14 protein-coding genes are annotated in these 24,764 nt (G+C 61.9%); 7 read left to right on the forward strand and 7 right to left on the reverse strand.

Features of this window, described 5'->3' with window-relative positions; translation table 11 throughout:
• Positions 1 to 17: 17 nt before the first annotated feature.
• From dnaG to ACOFKT_RS15995, 3 genes are all read left to right on the forward strand, one after another.
• Positions 18 to 1,802 (forward strand): DNA primase, encoded by a 1,785-nt coding sequence (gene dnaG / locus ACOFKT_RS15985; protein WP_419804978.1) that lies wholly within the window; start codon positions 18 to 20, stop codon positions 1,800 to 1,802.
• Between the two features lie 224 nt (positions 1,803 to 2,026).
• Entirely contained in the window at positions 2,027 to 2,935 is a 909-nt protein-coding gene (locus ACOFKT_RS15990; protein WP_419804979.1) for a VOC family protein, read from the forward strand.
• Positions 2,936 to 3,103: 168 nt separating this feature from the next.
• Positions 3,104 to 3,718 (forward strand): histidine phosphatase family protein, encoded by a 615-nt coding sequence (locus tag ACOFKT_RS15995; protein ID WP_419804980.1) that lies wholly within the window; start codon positions 3,104 to 3,106, stop codon positions 3,716 to 3,718.
• 12 nt (positions 3,719 to 3,730) lie between these two features.
• Here the strand turns inward: ACOFKT_RS15995 and ACOFKT_RS16000 are convergent, their stop codons facing one another.
• The 3 genes from ACOFKT_RS16000 to ACOFKT_RS16010 all read right to left on the reverse strand — a co-directional run bounded on the left by ACOFKT_RS16000 (position 3,731) and on the right by ACOFKT_RS16010 (position 7,779).
• On the reverse strand, positions 3,731 to 4,252 hold the full coding sequence (locus tag ACOFKT_RS16000; RefSeq protein WP_419804981.1) for a DsbA family protein: 522 nt from the start codon (positions 4,250 to 4,252) through the stop codon (positions 3,731 to 3,733).
• Positions 4,253 to 4,768: 516 nt separating this feature from the next.
• Positions 4,769 to 5,959, reverse strand: coding sequence for a WD40/YVTN/BNR-like repeat-containing protein (locus tag ACOFKT_RS16005; RefSeq protein WP_419804982.1), 1,191 nt, complete (start codon positions 5,957 to 5,959; stop codon positions 4,769 to 4,771).
• 20 nt (positions 5,960 to 5,979) lie between these two features.
• Complete coding sequence (locus ACOFKT_RS16010) at positions 5,980 to 7,779, reverse strand: glycoside hydrolase family 28 protein (RefSeq protein WP_419804983.1); 1,800 nt, start codon at positions 7,777 to 7,779, stop codon at positions 5,980 to 5,982.
• Between the two features lie 706 nt (positions 7,780 to 8,485).
• On the opposite strand from ACOFKT_RS16010, the gene dnaA reads away from it, so the two are divergent.
• The 4 genes from dnaA to ACOFKT_RS16030 all read left to right on the forward strand — a co-directional run bounded on the left by dnaA (position 8,486) and on the right by ACOFKT_RS16030 (position 12,846).
• On the forward strand, positions 8,486 to 9,979 hold the full coding sequence (dnaA, locus tag ACOFKT_RS16015) for a chromosomal replication initiator protein DnaA (protein ID WP_419804984.1): 1,494 nt from the start codon (positions 8,486 to 8,488) through the stop codon (positions 9,977 to 9,979).
• A 43-nt stretch (positions 9,980 to 10,022) separates the two neighbouring features.
• Entirely contained in the window at positions 10,023 to 10,565 is a 543-nt protein-coding gene (locus ACOFKT_RS16020) for a Uma2 family endonuclease (protein WP_419804985.1), read from the forward strand.
• A 365-nt stretch (positions 10,566 to 10,930) separates the two neighbouring features.
• Positions 10,931 to 12,190 carry a GTP-binding protein gene (locus ACOFKT_RS16025; protein WP_419804986.1) on the forward strand — a complete coding sequence of 420 codons (1,260 nt, stop codon included), beginning with the start codon at positions 10,931 to 10,933 and terminating at the stop codon, positions 12,188 to 12,190.
• 8 nt (positions 12,191 to 12,198) lie between these two features.
• Complete coding sequence (locus ACOFKT_RS16030; protein WP_419804987.1) at positions 12,199 to 12,846, forward strand: hypothetical protein; 648 nt, start codon at positions 12,199 to 12,201, stop codon at positions 12,844 to 12,846.
• Here ACOFKT_RS16030 and ACOFKT_RS16035 read toward each other — a convergent pair.
• From ACOFKT_RS16035 to ACOFKT_RS16050, 4 genes are all read right to left on the reverse strand, one after another.
• Complete coding sequence (locus ACOFKT_RS16035; protein ID WP_419804988.1) at positions 12,798 to 16,484, reverse strand: glycosyl hydrolase 2 galactose-binding domain-containing protein; 3,687 nt, start codon at positions 16,482 to 16,484, stop codon at positions 12,798 to 12,800. The genes ACOFKT_RS16030 and ACOFKT_RS16035 overlap by 49 nt on opposite strands.
• Before the next feature lie 54 nt (positions 16,485 to 16,538).
• The gene (locus tag ACOFKT_RS16040) at positions 16,539 to 18,947 is read right to left on the reverse strand and encodes a tetratricopeptide repeat protein (RefSeq protein WP_419804989.1); all 2,409 of its coding nucleotides are present in this window, start codon (positions 18,945 to 18,947) and stop codon (positions 16,539 to 16,541) included.
• A gap of 147 nt (positions 18,948 to 19,094) precedes the next feature.
• The gene (locus ACOFKT_RS16045) at positions 19,095 to 22,652 is read right to left on the reverse strand and encodes a carboxypeptidase regulatory-like domain-containing protein (protein WP_419804990.1); all 3,558 of its coding nucleotides are present in this window, start codon (positions 22,650 to 22,652) and stop codon (positions 19,095 to 19,097) included.
• A gap of 309 nt (positions 22,653 to 22,961) precedes the next feature.
• Positions 22,962 to 24,728, reverse strand: coding sequence for a CRTAC1 family protein (locus ACOFKT_RS16050; protein ID WP_419804991.1), 1,767 nt, complete (start codon positions 24,726 to 24,728; stop codon positions 22,962 to 22,964).
• Between the last annotated feature and the right edge of the window lie 36 nt (positions 24,729 to 24,764).

Consider the following 24,764-nt stretch of genomic DNA (forward strand, 5'->3'; position numbering starts at 1 on the left):
CACTGCAGAAGAGCGCCATGGCCGATAACTTCGCGCAGACCCTGAAGCAGCAGACCGACATCGTCAAAGTCATCGGCGAATACGTGAAGCTGCGCAAGGCCGGCGCGCAGAACTGGACCGGGCTGTGCCCGTTTCACAAGGAAAAATCGCCGTCGTTCAGCGTGAACGCGACGCACGGCTATTTCTACTGCTTCGGCTGCCATGCCAAGGGCGACGTCTTCACCTTTATCCAAAAGCTCGAAAACGTCACCTTTCCCGAGGCCGTCCGCACCGTCGCCGCAAAGATGGGCATCGCCATGCCGCGGCGCGAATTCAGCAGCCCCGAGGAGGCGCGCGAGGCCGGCCTGCGCAAGCAGCTGCTCGACCTCCACGAGGCCGCCACGCAGTACTTTGAGCAAGCCCTGCAGCAGCCCGAGGCCGCCCGCGCCCGCGAGTACCTGACCGGACGCGAGGTTTCGCCGGAAACGCAGAAGCTGTTCCGCATCGGCTATGCGCCCGACGACTTTAACGCCATGCGCGACGCCATGGCGCGGCACTTTCCGGAAGAGGCGTTGCGCGCCAGCGGTCTGTTCAGCTCCAAGGAACAGAGCGACGACGGCCGCCCGACCAGCCCCATCTACGCACGCTTCCGCAAGCGCATCACGTTCCCCATCGCAAACGAGCAGGGCCGTACCATCGCCTTCACCGCGCGCGCCCTCGACAGCGATGACAAGAGCGGGCCGAAATACGTGAATTCGCCCGAGACCGCGCTGTACAGCAAAGGCAGCGTGCTGTTTAACCTGCACCGCGCCAAGCAGCCCATACGCGACCAGAACTATGCCCTGCTGGTAGAAGGCCAGATGGACTGCCTGCGCGTCTTCACGGTGGGCATCCAACCGGTCATCGCCACCAGTGGCACCGCCTTCACTGAGCACCAGGTGCGCCTGCTCAGCCGGTTCACCAAGCGCGTCATCGTCAACTTCGACCCGGACACAGCCGGCGCCAACGCCGCGGAAAAGTCGCTGGCACTGCTGACCGAGGAAGGCTTCGAAGTCCGCATTGTCACGCTCGAGGGTGGGCTGGACCCTGACGGCTTCATCCGGCAGCACGGCGTCGCGATGTACGCCGAGGCGCTGCGCACCGCAAAACCGCACGCCGATTACCTGATCGAGCGTGCGCGCGCTCTGTTCCCGCAACGTACCGCCGACGCCAAAGTCAAGGCCATCAACTTTCTGCTGCCGCACATCCGGCGGCTGCCGAGCGAGATCGCGCGCGCGCAATTCGCCGAGGACGCCGCGCAAAAGCTGAGCGTCGACTCGGCCATGCTGCGCAAGGAGATGCAGCAGGCGGCGACGCAGCGACTGGGCAGCATCAAGCAGACCGCGGCATCGCAGATCGGCGAAAACGAAAAGAAGCTGCTCCGCGTCTTGCTGCTCGGTCCGGAACAGCGCATCCGGCAGCGCGTGGCGCTGGAAATCGCAGCGCATCCTGAGTGGCTTGAGGGGCTGGCCTCGGCTGACTTGCTTGAGGCTCTTGCCAACGCGCCGCTCGATGCTGCAGTCGACCCCATGGAGACTGCGCCCGACGACCGGTCACGCGAGATCGTTGCGCGTGTGCTGACCGAGGACGTCCACAACGACCTCGACATGCTGACCATGGATGGCGGCAATGCGCTGCACGCATTGGAGCGCCGCCGCCTGGAGCGCCGCATGCGCGAGTTGACCGCCACCAGCGCAGAGGCCGAGCGCCGCGGCGATGACACCATGCGCCGTCAGCTCGCCATGGAGATCATCGACGTCCAACGCAAGCTGCGAACGCTGTAAGCACGCCCAGCACCACCCTGCCCGCATCAAGGTCAAAACCGAAGCTCCAATTCTAAGGGCCAACGGCCCGGCAGCATACCAGCCTGGGGCGTACCCCAGGTAGACCCGTCAACAAGCACAAAGAGCGCTGAAGGCGCACGCCATAAACGATGCCGGATCCACGGGCTGTCCAACCCTGCCGCACCGCTGGACGTGCGCCGCTCCGAGTCGCTACAGTGACGCACATGCGCTCTCTGCTTCGCCTCGCCCTGTTTGCCCTCGCACCCGCTCTGCTGGCCCAGTCCGCGTCACAGCGCCCCGCAATCACAGGCATCGCCTTTGTGACCTTTGCGGAAAGCCAGCCGGGGGCGGCCGCCCAGTTTTATGGCAAGGAACTGGGCCTGGCCGCGCAACCGGAGCGTGGCAACGGCGGGCAGCTGATCGCATATCCGGTGAACGCGAGTCAGTGGATCGAAACCACGCCCGCGCCACTGGACCTGCATGACGGCCGCAACAGCCGGCTAGAGGCGGTTGGCCTGCGCACGTCCGACATCCGGGCCATGCAACGCTTTCTTCGCGCCAAGGGCCTGAACTCATCCATTCGAAGCGGCCGGCTGGTCACACAAGACCCCGAGGGCAACACCATCATCTTCGTCGACAGCCGCACGCCCACACCAAGGCCACCCATGCACGATAGCGCCGTGTCGCACCGTATCATTCACGCCGGCTTTGTGGTGCAAAGTGAACAGAAGGAGAACACCTTCTACCGCGACATCCTCGGCTTCAAGCCATACTGGCATGGCGGCTTCAAGGAAGGCGTAGATGACTGGGTTTCGCAGCAGGTGCCCGACGGCACCGACTGGATCGAATACATGCTCAACGTAAAGCCCGATGCCTCCGCGGAGCAGCGCGGCGGGTCGAATCACGTCTCACTCGGTTTGCGCAAGATGGATACCGCGATCGATCAGCTCAAGGCGAACGGTTGCGACACGCACCAGTGCACCACCAGCCAGATGGGCCGCGATGGCAAAGTGCAGTTGAACATCTTCGACCCGGACCATTCGCGCATCGAGCTGATGGAATACGCCCCCAGCGGGACAGTCTGCTGCTCCCCCTTCACCGGCCCCATGCCGAGCGAACGCGATCCGCTTTAGGTCTTTTCTACACATCGCAGCAGTAATTAAACGTTGTCATTTCGACCGGAGCACGCGCGCTCTTTGCGCGTGCGGAGTGGAGGAACCTGCATCTCTGCTGCCACGCGTAGTTTGTCTTGGACGAAGATGGAATCGTCCAACGCTTTCTAAGCTCCGTACACTGCTCCTATGGCAAACACACCTAGCACCAGGCCCGAACTCTGGCTGATCCGTCACGGCGAAACCGAATGGTCCAGGAGCGGCGCCCACACCAGCTTTACCGATCTGCCCCTGACGGAACACGGCCGCGAGCAGGCTGCGGCGCTCGCCCCCGTGCTGGCACAGGTGCAGTTCGACCTCCTGCTGACCAGCCCCCGCCAGCGCGCGCAGGAAACCGCCCGCCTCGCCGGCGTACACACCAGCGCGGAGATTGAACTAAACCTGCAGGAGTGGAACTACGGTGAGTTTGAAGGCAAGTCGACGCCAGAGATCCGCGAAGCCCTCCCGGACTGGAACGTGTGGCGCAGCCCGATCACGGGCGGCGAATCGTTGCCGCAGGTTGCCGCGCGCGCACAGGCTGTGATCGACCGCTGCATGCAGCACGGTGGCCGCTGCGCCCTGTTCGCGCATGCGCATATCTTCCGCATACTCGCGGGCGTTTGGATCGGCTCGGGCAACGCGCAGGGCGGGGCGCTTGGCGAACACCTCGCCCTTTCAACCGCAAGCATCAGCGTGCTCGGGTGGGAGCGCGACACGCGTGTCATCTCGCGGTGGAACGAACTGCCGCCAGCGCTCGCGAACTGAAGCGAGAAGCGTTTACGCCGCTGCTTGCTCCACAGCGTGCTTGAGCGTGTCGAAATCGTAATCGCCTCCGTGCCGCTTCTCATTCACAAAAAACGTCGGCGTGCCGTGCACCTTGCTCTGCTCGCCCGAGTTGATGTCGTCCTCAATCTTGTCGGTGAAGGTCTCCTCCTCCAGTGCCTTCTCAAGCGCGGCGGGCTTCAAGCCGACCTGTTCAGCAAGGTCGCCGAAGAACGTCTCGCTGAACTCGTCCTGATGCTCGAACAGCGCGTCGTGCATCTCCCAGAACTTGCCCTTGCTGCCGGCGAACTCCGCTGTTTCCGCGGCGGCCTCGGCGAACTCGTGCATGGGCAGCGGAAAGTTACGATACACAAACCGCAGCTTGTCGCCGAAGTGCTTCTGCAACTGCTTCACCACGGGGTACGCCACGCCGCAGTCGGGGCACTGGTAATCGCCATACTCCACCAGCGTTACCGCCGCGTCGTCCTCGCCCGCGCAGTGATCGTCGCTGCCCACAGGAACCTTCAGATCTGCCATCGTGCTTCTCCCTTGCTGCGGTTGGGATTGCGGCAAGACTCACGCGATTGCCTGCGGTGTTCGCATGGCGTGAGGTGGCGGTCTCTCATGTTTGCATTCCGTGGCGACGGATGCTCGTTTACTGGCAGGTTTGGTTTGTCATTCCGTAGCGAAGCGTAGGAACCTGCTCTTTGCGTCACCGAAGGACTGTCATCTCGACCGCAGCAGGACAGCTTCACCGTCCTGCGGAGTGGAGAGACCTGCATTTTGTCCGAAGCGGCGATGCAGCCCCAGGCAAAATGCAGGTTTCCGTGCAAGCACCAAGTCCACTGCGCACGCGCAACGAACGCGCGTGCTCCGGTCGAAATGACAAATTCTCTGGTGACGCGAAAGAAAGCAGATTCTTTCGCTTCGCTACGGAAGGACAAACACGCCGGAGCCGCAACCATCACAAACACACATGCGTCACAGGTTGCACCCGCAGGCGCAAACACCGCAGCCCACGCCCATCACGACCCGTGCCCCACGTTCGCGAAGCTAACGTGGGTTCTTCTGCGGCGTGGATCCACTCTGCGACATCGCAAGCGCATCTTCCCGCAACCGCCCAATGCGCCCATGCGGCCCCACCACATACGGCAGCGATAACGCATTCCACTGCTTATCCGCATTCGCATCGTCGCCATACCCCGGCTTCAACGCGCGCCAGTTGCGCCCGTCATCGGTCGACACATCCGTCCCATTCGGCCCCACCGTGATCCAGGTTTTCGTCTGTGCGTCATAAGCAACGGAAGATCGGTAGCCGTGCGGAGGTGTTTGCGCCGGAAGCCATTTCGTTTGCGACGATGGCGTCACCTGCTTGCTTCGACCGTGCACGGCAACGGTCGGATTTGCTGCCAGAAAGGCCGCCGTGCCGTCCGTTTCCTCCGGCTTGCTGTAGTCACCACCGACCGCAACAAGATCTTCGTTCCAGTTCGCAATGGAGAAGATGCCCGAGCTGCTGCTGCCGTGTGCCATCGGTAACTGCTCCGCTGAGAAGCGGAAGCCATTCAGGCATTGCTCCATGTGTGCGCGGACGAGTCCCATGGTGCAGTTCTCCAGGCCACCGCCATACAACCAGCCTTGCGCCGTAGCAAACTGGAGCGGGTACCCGAGAATGAACAGGGAGTTGCTGGCAGCGAAAGCGCCCCCTTGCGATGCGCGTGCCGCAAGACCTGCCTGTCGAACTCGATGCCAGTGCTCCCCGAGATCGAAGCTACCAAATAAAGCGAACTGGCCATTCACGGGATCGCCGAGCAACCAAATGTGGGGCTCGCCACCTTCATGGGCCACGTCGCGCGTGCTCGTCTGCATGGCATCGAAAAACCCCTCCGCATCCGGATTCGTAAACACCAGCTTCCACGTCGCGCATCCGTCCGTCGTCTTGTACACGCGCGACAGGTCGCCCTTACCGCTCGACATCACGATCGCGGTCTGATCATCGAACGCCTGGATGCCGCGAAAGTCGAGCTTCTCCGCGCCAGGCGGCACTGCGCAGCCCTGCCACACAAAGCCGCTGTCCTCCGTGCGCAGCACCGTGCCATGCGTTCCGCTGGCCCACGCCGTGCCGTTGCCCACGTTCACAATGCCGCGCAGGTCCGCGTTCGTCCCGGAGTCCTGCATCGTGAATTGCGCAGCGGCAGGCAACGCAGAGGAAAACACCAGAAGCGATATAAGCGCATGACAAAACATGCGCTGAGTGTAGCGCCGCGTCAGTGCCGCGCGCGTTTCGCCAGAACAGTATCGGGCCGATTGCCGCTGGTAAACACCGGCGTCCGCATGCCTGTAACGCGCAGCAGCGGCTGCCCCGCAGTAGTCGACTCGCTGTCTCGCAGCGTTGCGGTATTGCCATCGTCCAGCGTGACCACCGCAACCGTGCTGTCCGGACGCGACCCGGCGTGAATGCGATCGAGCGACACACTCTGAAACCCATGCACCTCGACCGCGCCGGTGAAGTACGCGGGCCAAGGATTTCGCGAGTAGGGATCATCCAAATCATTCGAACGCTTCGGTGGTGGCACGGAGCCAGGGCCGGTATACACGTGCACCATCGGCAGCGGCCAGCTTACCTCCAGCCCGTCAACGGTAAGCGTGTCGATGTTGTGCGCGTAGACCGCCGGAATGTCGTGCCGCACAATGCCGTCGGCCACGGTGTTGGCGGTCCAGCGCAGGTCGAAGTTCCCGCCTTCGCTCGCAGCCAGCTCCGGTGCGGGTGCGTGCATCCGCAGCCTCACATTGCGCAGCGTAATGTCGCGCACTGCGCCGGGATGGGTGGCTTCCAGCAGGATGCCGGCATCGGCATCGGCCAGGATGTCGGAAAAGCGAAGGTTCTCAACGACGCCGCCGACCGTTGACGCCATGCTCATCGCTTCGATGAATGCGGGCGCGGGAACATTTGCGGGGTGCGTTCCACTCTCGCCTTGACCGCGTTGCGCCTCCACCGCGGGATCACCCGGCCGGATCGAGCTCGCAATATAGATCGGCTCACCCTTGCCCCACCAGTGTCCGTGCTTCAGCCGCGTTTCGATCACGATGTTCTGAAACAGAGCGTTGCGCGTATACGTGCCCTCACGCGCAAAGATGGCGATCCCACGATTGCTGCGGATGACCAGATTGCTGAACACCGCATCACTCGAATTCTCATATCGGATCGCGGCGGAGTTCGACTCGAGCGTGCAGTTCGTGATCGCAACGTCACTTGATCCCACGATGGCGAAGTCGTCATCGCCCGCGGTGAAGCTCGAGTCGGACACGCGCAGGTCATGGCAATCCATGCAGTCCATGGCGTCGTTGTTCGGCAGGCGCGGATCGCTGTCGATGCGCAGCGCGTGAATCGTCACATGCTGCGCGTGCTGCAGGTGCAGTGTCCAGTTGGGTGCGTCGCGCAGCGTCACGCCCTCGATCGTCACATTGCGCACGTGGTGGAACTGCAGCATGGTGCCGGGACGGCCGCTGCTGCGTACTTCCAGCGGACCATCGTCGGTGCGATGAATGTCCTTCACGAACGCATCAGGACTGCGTGTGCGGCTCGGATCGAAGTCCAGGCCCGCGTGCGGCGTCGCGGGATCGAAGAAGCTCTTCCCCAGGCCATCGATCGCGCCATCGCCCGTAATACGTATGTCCTCGGCATCGCGCGCGATTAGCATGCCGACGCGATCTCCTTCACCGGAGCTGCTGATGCCGTAACGGCGATCCAGGCCATACTGCGCAATCGTGCCGTAGTCCGCCATGCGCGGGCTGCCCTGCAATACCGCGCCGTGCTCCAGCAGCAACGTCATGTGGCTGCGCAGTTCGACCGTGCCGATCACGTAAACGCCCGCGGGCACCACAAGCATGCCGTGCTCCCGCGACACCTGGTCGATGGCCTTTTGCAGAGCTGCCGTATCGCTCGTGCGGCCGTCGCCCGCGGCATGAAAGCTGCGCAGGTTCCAGCTTGTTTGGTCCCGGTTCTGGTCCTGATTTTGTGACTGTGCCGGAAGCGTGAGAAGCAGCAGAAAAATCGATAAGAGCATGGGTGACAATTCGCGGGCCTCGATCCAAGTGTGCCGCGATTCACCGCCATTCACAAACGAATGATTGAGAACGGCATGCGCAACCGCAACGAAGTTGCTTACATGGATTTAAGGCGCTCCGTCGAGCCTGCCGCGCATGCCGCTTGCCGACTCGCGAAGTCCAGTCCTATAGCGCATTTGCGAGGAGACGCGCAAGCCATTTTGACCCGGTCTGCCACTTCCGTTGCAGACCGGACACAGCATTGCAATGGAGGTGGTGCAAGCGCAAAAATCCTCGCACGCTTGCGTTCACCGGGCTTTCAAAACGGCGATCCGAACGTGCTACGATGAGGCTCGTTCGCAAGATTGAAGAGGCGAGTGCAGAAGCCGGCCAAGTACGAAAAGAGCCAGCCACTGCGGCGCTCCAGCACCACCTGACACCAGCCCGCGGGCACGATCCCGATGGCGGTCTTCACAACAGAGCAGATTGCTTGCACGCTGCGTGTCGTTGCGCGGCGACGACACAGTTGTGTCTTTGCAGGCTAGCAACACTTTTTGCGCTCTGCTCAACCTGCTATGCTTTGCTCCCGCAACGGTTCAGCGCCGTGCGGTTTGGATAAGGAAGAGTGACCGGCGACGCCAGGCTGCTAAGGCAGCGAGGTGTCCGCCCGAGCACCGACGCGCGACGCACCTTGGTCGCCCGATAACGGAACGGGGAACCAGCGGAATGAGTTTTGCTCCATTAGCGGCGGCCACGGTGAACGACTGGATGCGCATCCTGGGCGCGCTTGAAATGCGCGTCAACCGTCAGAGCTTCCACACCTGGCTGAAGCCAACCCGCTTTAGCCATGTGAACGATCGAACCCTGTTTGTGCGTGTCCCCACCACCCAGTTCGAACACATTGGCGAAAAGTACCACGACCTGATCCACGAAGCGATCGACAACATGGGTCTTGAAGTCGAGCAGGTGCGCTTCGTCACCGCGGAAGCCGACCCCAGCGTGCCCCAGCCTCGCGAAATCAAGACGCGGGAAGACGGTGGCTTCGCGCCCGCATCCTCGCACTCGCCGAACGCGCCGCAGCCCGCTTCCGCACAGGGTTTCCCCACACCCCAACACGGCAACCACCACGGCGGGCTCAGCCCCAACCGTCCGCAGCCGCCCCAGGTTCCCAGCACCGAACAATCACGGTTCGACTGGAATTCTGCCGCGCAACTGAATGCGCGCTACTTGTTCGACAACTTCGTTATCGGCAGCGGCAACCAGTTCGCGCACGCGGCGTCCCTCGCCGTCGCCGAGCGCCCCAGCAAGGCCTACAACCCGCTCTTCATCTACGGCGGCGTGGGTCTTGGCAAAACGCACCTGATGCACGCCATCGGGCACGAAGTAAAACGCCGTAACCCGCACTTCTCCATCTCCTACGTTTCCGGTGAAAAGTTCACCAACGAGATGATCGACTCCATGCGTACCAATCGCCAGACGAGCTTTCGCGACAAGTACCGCACGGTCGATGTCCTGCTCATCGACGACATCCAGTTCCTCGCCGGCAAGGAGCGTACGCAGGAGGAGTTCTTCCACACCTTCAACGCCCTGCACGAAAGCATGCGCCAGATCGTGATCGCCAGCGACCGTCCGCCGAAAGAGCTGGCCGACTTCGAAGACCGCCTCCGTTCGCGCTTTGAGTGGGGCCTCATCGCGGACATCCAGCCGCCCGATCTTGAAACCAAGGTCGCCATTCTGCAGAAGAAAGCGGAGAACGAGCAGGCCACGTTGCCGACCGACGTCGCCATGTTCATCGCCGGCAACGTGCGCACCAACGTGCGCGAGCTCGAAGGCGCACTCGTCCGCCTTATGGCCTGGACCAGCCTGCACCACGTGGACATCACCCTCGCCACCGCCCAGCAGTGCCTCAAGCAGTTCATCGACACCCAGGTGCGCAAGATCACCATCGAAGCCATCCAGCGCGCCACCGCCGAACAGTTCGGCATGAAGATCAGCGAGCTCAAGCAGAAAAACAACTCGCGCCAGATCGTCGTCCCGCGCCAGATCGCCATGTACCTTGCCAAGCAGATGACCGAAGCCTCACTGCCCGAAATCGGCCGCCAGTTCGGCGGCAAGCACCACACCACCGTCATGCACTCCATCGCCAAAATCGACGAGCAGCGCCGCACCGACAAGGCCCTGAACTCGACCATCACCAAGCTGCAGGAAACCCTCAGCTAGGCAGGCTCTTCACCTTGACGCAACCAGGCGTCATACTGATCGCATGGCGACCACGGCCCTCATCTCCGCGGAAGAATACCTTTCCACCAGCTATCGGCCCGACTGCGACTACGTGGACGGCGAGGTGCAGGAGCGCAACTTGGGCGAACGCTGGCATAGTTCCGTGCAGTCGATGATCGCCGCAATCTTTGCGCAACACCGGCATGAGTGGAAGCTGACGCCCCTGACCGAGCAGCGCGTGCAAGTCTCGCCAACACGCTTCCGTATTCCGGATGTGTGTGTCGTCCCGGTAAGCGACCCGTTCACCAGCATCCTACACACAGCACCGCTGCTGTGCGTTGAAATCCTCTCGACCGAGGATCGCTTCAGCCGCATCCTTGAGCGCGTCGAAGAATACCTGCAAATGGGCGTTCCGCACGTCTGGATCATCGACCCGCGCAGCCGCGAAATCTGGACAGTGGAACAGGACGGCCGCCCTGTTCCGTTCCCCGGCGTCGAGCTGACCCTTCCCAACACTTCGGTCCGCATCGCAACGCCAGAAATCTTCGCCCTCATCGACGAGAGCCCGGCACCGTCGCAGCCATAGCATCGTCCACCACACCGCCGAAATTCCAAACGGCAACAAGCGCGACAATCCACTTCGCGATGGACAAGAGCGTTTCGCCAGACGCGGCACCCATCAGGATAAGGCTAAATTCAGGCATAGTCGTCCCTTCTCCACTTAAGGAAGGGACGCACCGGTCACCGGTCCCACTTGGAAACCGGCACTTGTAGGAGCGTTGCTGATGCCGCCCGGACCACCTACCGGGCCGTGGCTTTCGCACCTCCATCACAAGTCTAGAATGATCCGGTCACGCGGAGCGATCGGAAGCAATCAGGAACCAGTTTGCAATAAGCATCCCGATCCGATATAAATGCGAATCAGTTCTCAATTGAGAAAGGATTCGCATCATGCCCCTGCTCCCCACCACTGTTCTCTCCGGCTTCCTCGGCGCGGGCAAGACGACGCTGCTGAACCACGTCCTTGCAAACCGCCAGGGACTGCGCGTCGCCGTGATTGTGAACGACATGAGCGAGATCAACATCGACGCTCAACTGGTCGCCCAGGGCGCGGAGCAGGGCGGTGCCGGGCTGAGCCGCACCGAAGAAAAGCTGGTCGAAATGACTAACGGCTGCATCTGCTGCACCCTGCGCGACGACTTGCTGCAGGAGGTCTCGCGCCTTGCACGCGAGGGCCGCTTTGATTACCTGCTGATCGAGTCCACCGGCATCAGCGAACCCCTGCCCGTCGCGGCCACCTTTACCTTTGTCGATGAGAGCGGGCAAACACTGTCGGATCTGGCGCGGCTCGACACCATGGTCACGGTACTGGATGCCTCGAGCTTTCTGCAGGATCTTCACTCGGCAGACGATCTGCGCGAGCGCGGCGAGATCGCCGGAGACCAGGACGAGCGATCGCTGGCGGACCTGCTCATGGATCAGGTGGAGTTTGCAAACGTTATCGTGCTGAACAAAACGGACCTGGTCAGTGCCGAAGCACTGGCAAGCCTTGAGCATATCGTGCTGCAACTCAACCCCACCGCCCGCATCCTGCACGCGGAGCGCGGAGTGGTCCCGTCAACGACAATCCTGAACACTGGCCTGTTTGACATGGAAGCGGCGCAACAGTCCGCCGGCTGGGTCCGTGAGTTGAACAATGTGCACACTCCCGAGACGGAGGAGTACGGCATCGCCAGCTTCGTCTATCGCGCGCGCAAACCCTTCCATCCGCAACGCCTGGAAGACCTGACCGATCGTGGCTTTCCCAACGTGCTGCGCGCGAAGGGCTTCTTGTGGCTGGCGACCGCGCATGACGACCTCATCCTCTTCAACATCACCGGCAAGAACCTTACGTTCGAGCCCCAGGCGCAGTGGCTCGCGGTCGAAGATCACGTCGATCCAGACGACGCGGAAACGCTTGCTTATCGGGAACAGGTGTTTGAAGGCGAATACGGCGACCGGCGTCAGGAGATCGTCTTCATCGGTCAGCACATGGATCGTGCGTCGATCGAGTCTGCGCTGAACGCGGCCCTGCTGACCGAGGCGGAGATGCGGGGAGGACCGGATGCGTGGGCGCAGTATGGGGACCCTTTCGCCGCCATGTTCCCGGAGCGCTTCGCAACGAAAGCCATTCAGCAGCACCCCGACTTGTTCCCGGCGGTGACGTGCTAGCGGCAACGATGATTCCGCCGGTGCGTGTCCCACTTGGCACACCGCAGGACCTCCGCAAGCAGGCAGCGTTGCGGCGGCACGTGCAGCGCGCAGGCGCAGCGTTGTTGAACCAACAGTGCTGGTTGTGGGGATGCGATGTCCGCAGCACCAGCAATCTGCTGCTCACGCGTGGCTTCGACCGCATGCGCGCTCCCAATGGTGCGGACCGCTCCACGCAGTACACCTTGCGAGATGGCGGCTGGGTCGTGCGGCTTTGGGGCTCGGGCGTCTTTGTGGGCGACAGCGCAGAGGGCGTTTTCCTGAACCGCTTTATCTTTGAGCCGCGCTTAGCTGTGCACCGACCCGAGGCCTGGCAGGATCCGGCCCAGTTCAAGCGTGGCCCACGTTATTGGGACAACGCCCGGCTCGCACGGCTGTGTACCTGGATTGCCGCGTACGAAGAATCCGTCGTGCGCGAATCTGGTGTTTCGTATCGTCGTATTAGCCTCGCCAGCTTTGCCGAAAGCGTGAGCCACGCCGAAGCGATCGCAAGAGACTGGCGCGCGCTCGCCGCCCTGCTCCAGGGCTCAGACAGTCGCTCGCAACCATCTTTCCCGGCCTGCCAAATTCATCCCGCGTTGGCGTTGAATCCCGTTACGGCAATCTCCGGCTGCTGACCGCGCGTGTCCTCGTGCCTCAACTCCGTCATGATCGTGCGCGTCTCATTGGGCATCAGCACAAAGTAGTTGTCATCGAAAATGGCGGGCAGCATGCGCTTGCGGTCCTGCGTGCCCACCACCTGCAGCCGCGTCAGCAGCGAGGGCACAGTTGAGGTATTCGTCACCGTGGTGCTCAGGTGCCACGCCTCACCACGCCGCTCCTGTTGCGTCTTCACCTGCAACCGCGCTTTGGGCAGCCGGCGTATCTCGCGCAGGTTCCCCGCATCCTTGCCGCGCAGGTACGTGTTGGTTGAGAGCACGGCATCGCCCCGCGTCAGCGTCAGCCGCAGCAGGTGAAACGGTGCGAGCCCCTCCGGATACTGCATCTTGAGCGCAACCGATGTCGAGTCCTCCGGCGCGTTCACCGGCGCCTGCTTCTTCCACACCGATTTCCCGTCTGGATTCAGCAGCTCCGCCATGGCCTGCACACCGGCCTGATCACCCGCGCTGTAGTTCACCACTTCAACCGAGTCACTCAGCGGATTCCACTGAATGTGGATCGGCTCGCACGCCTTCCTGCATGCAAAATACGCAGCCGTGCAATCGAAGTAATAGTCGTACGTCTGCCACACAAACGACGGCCAGCAAGGATGGCTCATCCACAGCAGAACACCCATGCGGTCGCGGCTCTGCGCCTCAAACATGGCGCGATATGTGTCGTAGTTCAGGAACTGCGCCAGCTCGATCCAGTCCGCCGCATTCGTCGCACCGCCATACTCATTTGCGATAAGCGCCAGCAGCGTCTGCGCTCCTTGCGCGCCCTGCAGCGTGAAGTCGTGCAGGCCATAGTCAAGCCCCTGCGGCCACAGCGCCTGCTCCGGCATCATGGCGCGCACGCTTTCCAGTGATGGAATGTTCGGCGCGCCAATCTCCGAGTGCAGCATGTTATCAGGGTTGCTGAAGTACTCGATCGCGCTCAGGGTGCGATATGGCCCATGCCCGCTGACCACGTGGTCGGCCGAGCTTGGAATGTAGTGCATCTCCGGGTGCAGTTCGGCCAAGAGCTTGCGGATGCCCGCTTCCAGCACCGGCGGCGGATCGCCCTCGTTGCGCCCGCAGTAGATACCGATGCAGGCATGCCGCCGGATGCGCTTCACCAGGTCTCGGCCGTTGGCAAGAAACATCGCGTTGTCATCCGGTATGGGACCGTCCCACGGATTCGCCAGCCAGAAGTCCTGCCACACCAGGATGCCGTGGCGATCGCATGCCTCGTAGAACGCATCCTCACCAATCTGCCCGACCCAGTTGCGCACCAGGTTGAAATTCATCTCGCGGTGATAGCGCAACGCCGCGTCATACTCACGCGCGCGGTACCGCAGCATAGACTCCGAAAATCCCCAGTTTCCGCCCTTCGCGATGAGCCGGCGGCCATTTACGAAGATCTTCAGCCGGCTGTTTGTCTCCGTCGTCGTGATCTCCCGCAGCCCGGCAAGAAAAGACACCGACTCCGATGCCATTCCGCTTTGCGGCGCAAAGTAAACGCTCGCCTCATGCAGGTATGGCTCGCCATAGCCGTTCGGCCACCACAACCGTGGATTCTTCATGCGCAGCGCGGGGTTGCCATCGCTCGTAATCGTGACGGCTTGTTCGGAGTTCGCAGCAACCGTACACGGTGCCGAGAATTTTGCATCGCCAAGGGAACCCATTACCTTTCCACTCACGGGTCTCCCCGACCGGTTGCTCACGACCACCGTGATCGAAACATCCGCAACCGATCGATCCTCATTCAGCTTGGTCGTGACCAGCGGATCTTCTACCGTCACATCCGCCGCGTGCGCAAGCCGCACATCATTCCAAATCCCAGTGTTCCGCCCACGAATCGTCGGTATCCAGTCCCACCCAACCGAAGCGTGAAAGGTCGGGTTGTCATGCCCCAGCGCACCGCCGTTCGGGCTTGGCGATTCATACGTCTTCTGGTGAACCGTACCGGGCGTTGCATTCTTGTGCACCAGGATGGCCAGCGCGTTCTGTTGCCCGGAAGGCTTCAGCTTGCCGGTCACGTCGAACACGCCGCGAAAGAATGCCCCATCGACTCGCCCCAGCGGCTCACCATTCAGGAAGACTTCGGCCTTCCAGTTAATCCCGTCCAGGCACAGCATCGTGCGTGGCTGCGACGTTTGCGGTGTGGGGAATTCGGCTCGGTACCAGAAGTCCGCGTAAAAGTAGGAATCCGAGATGTAAAGCTGGTTCTCGCCAAAGTTCGGATCAGGGACAGCGCCCGCGTTCAGGTAAGACGTAAGCGTTGTGCCTGGCACCGTGGCTGGCAGCCACTCAGCATCGTGAAAGCCTGCCTTCGACAGCGCAGCTCCTTCGGCCTGCACCAGCGAATCCCGTTGCAAACGCCACACCGCGCCCGACAGGGAACCACTGGGCCCCAGCACCGCGGCAGGCGCTTCGCCCATCGCTGGAACGCGTCCGCCTCGCCCAAACACCTCCACCTCACTCAGGATGTAGCCGTGCTCCGTCGCCGGCTGCGTCATCAACACGCGAACATACCGCGCGCGCTCCGTCGCGGCGAAGCGAATCTCCTCGACAGGCGTAGTGCCCTGCAGCATCGCCGCGTCCCGCCATGTCGAAGCATCGCTCGACACCTGAACTTTGCCTTGCAAAGCTGCTGCAATCCAGTGCAGCTTGACCGACTCGATCTCGCACGCATCCAGCAGGTCCACATATACCCATTCCTCATCCAGCCCCGCGCTCTTCCACGCGCTGGTGAAGTGATACGGTCCACCAATCTCAACCCGCTGCGCTCCGCGATACAGCGCCACCTGTCCCAACTGCCACAGCAGGTTTGCCCCGTAGCGTTTCGCCTCTCCGGTCGCGGTCATTTCCACCCGGTAGCGGCGCGGCCTCGCCGGTGCGGCGAACACAATGTTCGGCAGCAGAATCTGGTGATACGCGACCAGGTCCGGCGGGTAAATGGACAGATCGCCCGGCGCGCCGCCGCTGACCGTTCCTTGCGCTTGCCAAGTGTAGCCGTCCTGTGACGTGGAGATCGCAAAGCGCAGACTCGCCGCCGGTATGTCCTGCGGCACCATTACGAACAGCTCGACTCGGTCCACCTCAGGCAGCGTCGTGCCCCCACCAATCGCCAGCTCGATCATGTGATGCAGACCACTCATGCTGAGCGTGTTCGCCGGATGGTGATCGATCAGGATCTCGCGCTCCGGCTTGGGCAGGAGCCGCTCGCCAGAGGTGCAGCTGAACCACATGGGCAGTTCGGTCGCGGTGATCCCATCGGTCACGCACTGCGCGGTCAGGTTGTAGTCGTAGCTTGACGAGTGATACGCCGGCTTGAAGAGCGCCAGGTTGCGCGTGCCTGCGGGCGCGGAGACCAGCTGCGGCCCACAATAAGCCGCGGGCTGCCCCGGGTATACGCCGACGCCGCGTGTGAACCCTCCAGATGCTGGACCTGCCATCGAGGACGCTGCATCGGCCTGCATCGCACCGCTCGCCGCCGTCTGCAATGGCGCGGGCTCCGCGGCAAGTGCCGCCGCCGGCTTCGCCGCAAACACCACACCTGCGGCGGCTGTAGTGGCCAGAAACTCGCGCCGCGTGGGACGCGCAAGACTGTCGTGGGACTTCGATGAGCTCATGCGTCCGTCGTTCCTTGGCTTGAGAAAAGTGGTGTACTGGCGTGGCTTGAAAGGCTACGGCGCTTGCCGTTCCGGCTGCGCACCCTTGGGAGCGGCGCGATCGTTGCGGTGCTTATCCTTGATCTGGCGATAGATGGCGAATTCGCGCTCGGCATCCGCCGTGCGGCCCGCCTTCCGCAGCGCCGTGGCGAGCTGGTAGTGCGCATAATCTTTGTTGGCATCACGTTGCACCGAAGCCTCAAGGTGCGGAATCGCGTCCGCTGTCTTGCCCTGCTCGGCAAGCAGCTTGCCCAGTTGGTACTGCGCCTCCGCATTCTCCGGGTGCGCCGCCACTGTCTTGTCGAGCAGTGCCATCGCCTCATCCTTGTGCCCGGTTTGCGACAGCGCGAAGGCAAGCGAAGTTTCCACATTCGGCTCGCCGGGCGACAGCGCCAGCTCGGCCTGCAACGCAGGAATGGCCTCCGCCGGCCGGTCCAGATGGATCAGCGATTCGCCCACAAAATAGTGCGCGCGCTGCAGTGCCGGGTCCTGTTGCGCGGCTTTACCGTAGCAGCTCTGACTGCTCTCGTAGTTCTCCGCAAGAAAGTACACATTGCACACCAACGCCAGCTTATCCGGCGACAGGTTCGCCGAGGCGACCAGCCGGTCGGCCAGCGCATTCGCCTGCTGCGCCTGTCCATCCCGCGCCAGCGACAGTGCATAGCTATACGTGGTGCGCGGGTCGCCAAGCGCAGCATCGCCGGCCGCGTGAAAGTCATGCGCCGCCTCGCCAAAATGCCCCAGGTCAAAGTTCGCCATGGCCAGCATCATGCGGGCTCGCGAGTCCTGTGGTGCGGGCGTCGTTCCAAAGTACTCGGTCAGCGCCCGCTGCACTTCAGCCGGGTCGTTGAGCCGGTAGGCGGCGACGGCGATATTGTGCAGCAGCGCGGGCGACGCTTCGCCAAAACGCTCGGCCTGCTGAAAATCGTGCAGCGCCTGCGCGTAGTCCTGCTGCCGCGCTTCCGCGGTTCCCAGGTCGTTGTAGCCGTTGCGCAGCATGGCTCTCAGCTGCGCCTCTGCTGAACGCAATTGCGGTGAAACGGCAGCCGTGTCCTGCGTTGCGACGACTGTGGCAGCCTGCGTTGTCGCCGTGGCGTTTGCCAGGTAACGCAGGCTTTCGCTTGGGGCCTGCCCGTTCAATGTGCTGGCTGCGCTGCTCTGCTTCTCGGCAATTGCAGCTGTCGCCTGCGCTGCGGAGGCCTCGCCGGTGCGCCGATAATCCGCCAGATACTTCTCACCCTCGTCGTGCTTGCCCGCCGCAATCAGCAGCCGGCCCAGGCTGAAATAGGCTCGGCGAATCTGGAAGTGATTCCGCTCTTCATCGGTTCCGGTCAATTCCACTGCCTTGCGCAGATCCGCAATCGCTTGCTCGTTCTGGTGCTCGCGATTGGCGTTTTGGCCCAGGTAAATCCAGACCTCCGGTTGCGATGCATCTGCCGCAGCCGCGGCGTGCAGGTGACTATCGGAGGACGGGAGATCGCTGCCGTCTGTGGACTCCAGCGCGCCAAGATAGAAGTTGCTCAGGTACTCGTGTGGGTTCTGCTCCACTGCTTTCCGCAGGTGAAGGAAGCTCTCCGAATTCGGCCCCCATTCATTCATCTGCAGGCTCACGAGCCCGAGGAAGAACTCGGCATGCGTTGCATGTGGATCTATGAGGAGCGCCTTGCGGAACTCTGCCGCGGCCTCCTCCAGGTAATCGGTTTCGCGGTAAGCGTCGCCGATCGCCACGTGCCAGATCGCCGCCCCGTCCGAAGCCGCGAGCAGTCGTTGAAACACCTGTTCCGCGCCGGCCTTATCATGCGCACTCAGCATCGCCGATCCAAGCGCAAATGCAATAGACGGGCTCGGGTCGAGTTGCAGAGCTGTCCGCAGCGGCGCGATCGCGTCGTGATCGCGATGCAGGCTGCGCAGGATGGAAGCCAGGGTGGTAAACGCCCGAGGATTTTTGGGATTTGTTTCTGCCACCTGCTCCGCGATCCGGATGCCCTCGTCTGCACGCCCCGTGTGGGCAAGGAGCGACGCCAGACGCAAAGCGACATCGTCGTCCGGGTGTAACGCAAGCGACCTCCGGTCAAGATCGACCGCTTCCGTGATCCGATTTTCGCCCGCGGCGATCGTACCAAGCAGATTCAGCAACTCGGCATTCAGTTCGCGGGATGACAGCGCGATCTGCACCGGATCTCCCGATTGCACGGCTGCGCTCTGCATGCGCGTGAGCACATCGAGACGCCCGCCCACGTTACCCGGAACATTTCCTGCGGACGCGCCCGCCGTAACGCCTGCGTTGACATTCGCGGCTTTCTGTGTCGCCGCCCGCGTGCCGCTGCGTGCCGCCGTTGTTCCATGTTGTGACTGAGCGCCGCCGATGCCTGCAGTCGTAAGCAGCAGGAGCAAGGCGGGAAAGTTAGGGGAAAGGAGACGCATGATAACGGTGGTTCGACGAACTCTATCGTACTTTGTCGCGACGTACGCGATCGCTTCCACGCAAACTCGATTTTCGCGGTGTGCACGGAAAACAAGAGGACAGGACCGAAGTCCTGCCCTCATGGTGAAAAGCCCTTTCCACCGAGATTAGAACTCGATGTGCAGACCGTACTGGAACTGCCGTTGGGCGTTGCCGTTCACACCCGTCGACCGGCCAAAGTTCTGACCCGCGACCTGGTTTGTGACGATGTTGTTGGTGGGCGAGCAGGGCGCATAACCAAGACCGCCACCCTGTGCCGCGGTGAGGCGCTGGTTCTGCGGTCCGCAGTTCACGCTGGAGACAGGAGTGAAGTTACCCTGATCGGCGCGGAAGTTTGCGTGGTTAAGCAAGTCGAACGCATCCATGCGGAACTGCACATTGAAGCGGTCGTGTACACGCCAGTTTTTGTCGAGCGACAGGTCGGTGTTGACCAGCCGAGGACCGTGGCAAGCACCACGAGGCGCCATGCCCGGCTCATACGTTCCCAGGTGATAGCCGATCAGCGTGAACGCATTTGCATTAATCACCTGCGCTCCACTGATGTTGCCACTGTTGCAGGTCTGACCCTGAGCAAGCAGAGGACGCTGGCTGGCTGTGAGTCCGCTCTGAAAGAGCGAGTTCACCGAACCGGCGCCGTAGGACACAAGCGCACCATTGACCAGTGCCTGTGAAGTCAGCCCGGTGGGGACAGCTCCGGTATTCTCACCCAAACCAGCTTGGTAGATGGAGAACGAGTTGCCGGAAGCCGCCGTGGTGATACCCGTGACCTCCCACCCGCCCAGCGTCTGCTGAACTAGGTTGGTGCGACCCTGTAGCCGGGGCAGCAGGTACGTGCCGTTCGCAACAAAGAAGTCGGGACGGTTGGTCGCAGCATTCCCCTTATCCAGACTCGGATCCGGGTAGTAGGTGAAGCTCTGCACGCCGGTGCCGTTGCCACCATCGGAGTTGTCGGTGAGAACGTCCGCCAGCCCGTGAGACCAGGTGTATGCGGCCTGAAAACGGAAGCCTGCGAGTTGTGTACGGAATGCCGTTTGCAACGAGTTGTAGTTGGAGTCGCCGTTATGAGACCACCACGCCAGCGTGCCGAAATTGCTGTACGGCCGAAGCGCCTGTTGTGCGCCGCCGCTGGTAAACGTGCTGAGCTGCCAATTGTTCGGAGTGATGCTGTTGATGTCGTAGTTGGAGGTGAGGTGCCGGCCCCGGTTGCTGACATAGCCAACCTGCACCGTTGTATTCTTCATCAGCTGCTGCTCGACCGCAACGTTATATTGCCAGGTCGACGGGATTGTGTCCGCAGTGTCGAATCCGCCGGAAGGCGAAGCCGAACCGCCGGCAAGCGAAGCTGGTGTTGCGCCGGTCAGCGCACGCGAATAGTTGGAAGTGTTCACGGCGAAAGGTGCATTCTGCTCGAGCGTATAGCGAGATACGCGTTCACGCTGATAGAACTCACCGCCGCCGATGCGGAGGGCCGTCATGCCATTCCCCAGCACGTCGAACGCAAGGCCAACGCGAGGCGCAATCTCGTGGTTATTTTGCTTGACCAGGTATTTGTTCGGTCCGGGTACGCCGGCAGAGAAGGCAGTACCGAACTGAGTATTGGCAGCGGTGCAAGGCGATGGCTTACCGGGAACATAGGTCAGGCCGTTGCAAGCATCCGATGCGGGCTTGGTGCGGTCATACAGGCTCGGCTGGAAGCTCGTTTCCGCACCGTTGGGCTGGTATGGCGTGCGCAGGAAGGACCAGCGGAAACCATAGCTCAGCGTCACGCGAGGTGTAATCTTCCAAACGTCGCCGACGTAGAACTCGTAGTCGCGCCAATCCAGAAGAGCGCGTACGTTCGTCGACGGCTCCCCAAGAAGGAACGGGTTGTTGGGGATCAGGACGTTGGCGAGGTTGTTGCCTGTGCGGAAGCCGCCGGCGGTGGTGTCGATGTTTGAATCGCTCGTGCCGAAGTTCGGGTGTTCGGAAGCCGAGGTGCTGATGTCCTCATCCTTCTGGTTCCAACCCAGCAGGAGGCCGGCTTTCAGCTGATGCTTGCCGGCGACTTTGGAGATGTCGTCGCGGAAGTTGTACAGGTTCTCCAGGTTGTTCCACGGAGCAATGGTCCAGATCGACTGGCCGCTGCCGTAATTACCCAAGCCGCCCCAAACGGTCGGGATGCTGCCTGCCTTGTTGTTCTTGATCGAAGCCGGGTACAACGTCGGAATGGCAGCGTTCAGCTGCTGAATCAGACCCGAGTTGGTGCCACCGGGTGTCAGGTTGATGCGGTTGTTCGAGTAGGAGAACTCTGCATCGTTGACCAGGGTGTTGGAGATGGTGCTGGTCCAACGCCCTACCACGGACTTCGCCGGCTGCGCCCAGTTCGTGTTGATCGCCGGAAAGTCCGAATCGCCCCAGTACTGGTTGCCATTATAGGACGGATCAGCCCAGCTGTCCTGGGTATAGCGGCCCATGACAGTGTTGCGCGGTGTCACGTTGTAATCAACACGCACGTTCTCCTGCCGGTACTTGACGAAGGTCGGCAGTGAAACAGACCAGTTGTTGTCAGCCGCCGACAGCGCCTTGTTCGGCGTCGGGTAGTACTGGGCCAACAGGGCACCAGCTTTGTCGACGGTCGCAAGGCGATGGGATCCGTTTGCGAACGTCGGCTGCGGCTCATTGCAACCCGAGGAAAGCTGGCCTGCATTACCGCTGACCGCACCATAGGTTTGGGTGAAGTCACCGGCCTGTTCCGCTGCCGTTGCAACGCAAGCAGATTTGGTGAAACCGCTGATGGTGCGATTGAACTCCTGGTTAAAGAACCCGAACAGCTTGTCCTTCAGGATCGGACCGCCAATCGAATAGCCGAAATCATTGCGGCGCAGCTTATCCTTGCCGTTCAGAGGGGCACCCGTTCCCGCGTTGCGTCGCGAGAAGTACGTGTAGCTCGCCAGAGCGTCATTGCGGCCCTGGTAGAACGCCGACCCGTGGATCGTGTTCGTGCCCTGCCGCGTCGCGATCGAAATGATCGCGCCCGAGGCCTGGCCGTACTCCGGTCCGTAGCTGTTGGTCAGCATCTTGAACTCGGCGATCGCGTCGATGCTGGGGTAAATCAGGATCGTGCGGTTCGAACCCACGTCGTTGTTGTTCGCACCGTCGATCAGGTACAGGTTGTTCGTCGTCGGATTGCCGTTCACCGAAAAATCGACGCCGGCCTGCAGGCCCTTGTTCTTCGAATCGAAGTTGTTCGCGGGCGAAATGCCGGGCTGCAGCTGGGTCAGCTGCACGAACGAGCGGCCGTTCAGCGGCAGTTCCTTCACCTGCGTGCCATCAACGATGCCGCCTACCGAAGCATCTTCGGTCTGCACCTGCACCGTGGAGGAGGTAACCGTAACGGACTCGCTCACGTCACCGGTGACCAGGTGCGCGTCGGCCGTGGTTACGTTGTCCACGTTCACGACCACGCCTTGCGTGACCTGTTTACGGAAGCTTGGGGAGACCACGTCCACTTCGTACGTGCCGATCTGGACGTCAGTAAACGTGTACTCGCCCGATCCATTGGTGTGAACGGTGCGGTTGGTAGCGGTTGCTTTGTTGATCAAGTTGACGGTCGCATTCGGCACCGAAGCGCCGGATGGATCTGTCACCTGACCCGTGACCGTACCGCTCGTCTTCTGGGCAAGCATGCTCCCAGTAAGTACGGCGGCCAGGGCCAGAGCCCCGAGAATTGAGTTTTGCCTTTTCATTGGCCTCCGAGAAACAAACAATGTTGCAATGCAGGCGTTGGAACGCCGCATCCTTCTTTGGGTGGAACCGAACGTACGTCGCCAGAAGTACTGGTAAAAGGATTGCCTGGCAGCGCTACTCATGAAACGACAGAGAAATCTGTCGTGTCAAGACATTTTGCGCAGATTCGCTGGAGAAAATTCCTCAGATGAAACTTTGGCTTGATTCCCCGCAGCAGCTGCTGTGAAATCAACAAGTTAGCCTCACCCTCAGCGTCCGAGGCGGATTGCCTCCGCGGATACCACCCCCGCGCCTTCCCGCACCGCGTAGAAGCGGTCGGCCTGCAGATTCGCCAGCGTGTCCACCGCGCCAGACGGCCAGTGCACCTCCACCGAGTCCACGCGGGTCGCGCTGCCCAGCCCAAAGTGAACGCGCAGATCGCTCTGTGACAGGTAGCTGCCACCACTGCGCACTTCCTCGGTCTGTGTCATGCCGCCAGCATGCAGCACGACGCGCGCACCCAGCGCCAGCCGGTTGCTCTTGGTTCCGGCCAGTTCAACGCTGACCCAGTGGCGGCCGGGTACACCGGCGTTGTGCAGCAGCGCGGGGCTGCCATCCAGGTTCTCCACAATTAGGTCGAGATTGCCGTCGTTCTCAAAATCCGCGGCAGCCAGACCGCGACCCACGCGCGGCATCGTCACCGGCGTACCCGCCTGCGCGCTCGCATCGCAGAACGTCCCGTCTTTCTCATTCAGGAAAAAATTGGAAGGCTCGGCATACCGCGCGCCCGAGGGCAGCGTGTCCACCTGCGGGTACACATGCCCATTCACGCTGAACAGGTCCAGCCAGCCATCATTGTCCAGATCGCCAAACACCACGCCCCACTTCACATACGGCAACGACGGCAGCGCCACCCCCGCGTCATACGACACATCGCTGAAGTCACCCTTGCCGTCGTTCCGGTACAGCGTGTTGAACTCGTTCTCAAAGTTCGTCACATAAATTGAGAAGCGGCCCGTGTGGTTGTAATCACCCACCGCCACGCCCATGGAGCCTTGCTCCGATCCGTCGCCGCTCACCGCCGTTCCGGACTCCAGCCCAACGTCGGTGAACTTGCCTTTCCCGTCGTTGCGGTACAGGTAATTCGGCGTGGAGTCATCCGCCACGTACAGGTCCGGCCGCCCTGTGCCGGAAAAATCGCTCCACACCACACCCAGCCCGTAGTAACCCGGCTTGTCATCCGCGCCGGCGGCCTTTGACACGTCCGTAAACGTGCCGTCACCGTTGTTGTGGAACAGCGAATCGCCCGCGCCCCGCAAACCGCGCGGACCGCACTGCACATCAATGCCGCGGTACCGGCAGCTTGGACTCTTCCCGAAGCCCGGCAGATCGTCCAGCCGGAAGTCGACGTAATTGCTCACCGCCAGATCGACCAGGCCATCCCCGTCGTAATCGCCGAACGCCGCGCCCGTGGACCATCGGCCGTCCGCCACACCCGCCTTAGCCGTCACATCAGTAAAGGTGCCATCGCCGTTGTTCCGATACAGCTTGTTGCCGCCCAGCGCCGTCACGTACAGGTCGGGCCAGCCGTCGTTGTTGAAGTCGCCCACCGCGCCGCCCATCGCAAACCCGGGCGTCGCCAGGCCGCTCTTCGCCGTAACGTCGGTGAACGTGCCGTCATGGTTGTTGTGGTACAGCGCGCCCTGCGCCTTCTCGCCTCGCAACGTCATGTCCACCGTCGGCGCGTTTGTAAAGTAAATGTCCGGCCAGCCGTCGCGGTCATAATCGATCACGATCACACCGCCGCCCATCGACTCCAGGATGTACTTCTTCTCCGGCGCCGCCAGGTGCTTGAAGTGAATGCCAGCCTTCGCCGTAATGTCAGTAAACTGCGGCACCGCGCGCCCCGTGCACACACGCGAACGCGCCGTGCTGGGTATTGCCTGCGGCGCGCTGTGCGCCTGCGCGATTACGGTGTTTGCAATCAGAACTGCGGTCAGGGGAAAGCTGAGGAGACGAAAAAGCGTTCGCTGCATGATGGTTCCGCTTTGACAATACGCCGCGGGAAGATC

Origin of the sequence: Terriglobus sp., from assembly GCF_965201105.1 — a bacterium.
Taxonomy (GTDB): domain Bacteria; phylum Acidobacteriota; class Terriglobia; order Terriglobales; family Acidobacteriaceae; genus Terriglobus.

Coding starts and splice junctions, on each gene's coding strand:
- dnaG (WP_419804978.1), top strand. CDS start 18: ATGGCCGATAACTTCGCGCAGACCCTGAAGCAGCAGACCGACATCGTC.
- ACOFKT_RS15990 (WP_419804979.1), top strand. CDS start 2,027: ATGCGCTCTCTGCTTCGCCTCGCCCTGTTTGCCCTCGCACCCGCTCTG.
- ACOFKT_RS15995 (WP_419804980.1), top strand. CDS start 3,104: ATGGCAAACACACCTAGCACCAGGCCCGAACTCTGGCTGATCCGTCAC.
- ACOFKT_RS16000 (WP_419804981.1), bottom strand. CDS start 4,252: ATGGCAGATCTGAAGGTTCCTGTGGGCAGCGACGATCACTGCGCGGGC.
- ACOFKT_RS16005 (WP_419804982.1), bottom strand. CDS start 5,959: ATGTTTTGTCATGCGCTTATATCGCTTCTGGTGTTTTCCTCTGCGTTG.
- ACOFKT_RS16010 (WP_419804983.1), bottom strand. CDS start 7,779: ATGCTCTTATCGATTTTTCTGCTGCTTCTCACGCTTCCGGCACAGTCA.
- dnaA (WP_419804984.1), top strand. CDS start 8,486: ATGAGTTTTGCTCCATTAGCGGCGGCCACGGTGAACGACTGGATGCGC.
- ACOFKT_RS16020 (WP_419804985.1), top strand. CDS start 10,023: ATGGCGACCACGGCCCTCATCTCCGCGGAAGAATACCTTTCCACCAGC.
- ACOFKT_RS16025 (WP_419804986.1), top strand. CDS start 10,931: ATGCCCCTGCTCCCCACCACTGTTCTCTCCGGCTTCCTCGGCGCGGGC.
- ACOFKT_RS16030 (WP_419804987.1), top strand. CDS start 12,199: ATGATTCCGCCGGTGCGTGTCCCACTTGGCACACCGCAGGACCTCCGC.
- ACOFKT_RS16035 (WP_419804988.1), bottom strand. CDS start 16,484: ATGAGCTCATCGAAGTCCCACGACAGTCTTGCGCGTCCCACGCGGCGC.
- ACOFKT_RS16040 (WP_419804989.1), bottom strand. CDS start 18,947: ATGCGTCTCCTTTCCCCTAACTTTCCCGCCTTGCTCCTGCTGCTTACG.
- ACOFKT_RS16045 (WP_419804990.1), bottom strand. CDS start 22,652: ATGCTTGCCCAGAAGACGAGCGGTACGGTCACGGGTCAGGTGACAGAT.
- ACOFKT_RS16050 (WP_419804991.1), bottom strand. CDS start 24,728: ATGCAGCGAACGCTTTTTCGTCTCCTCAGCTTTCCCCTGACCGCAGTT.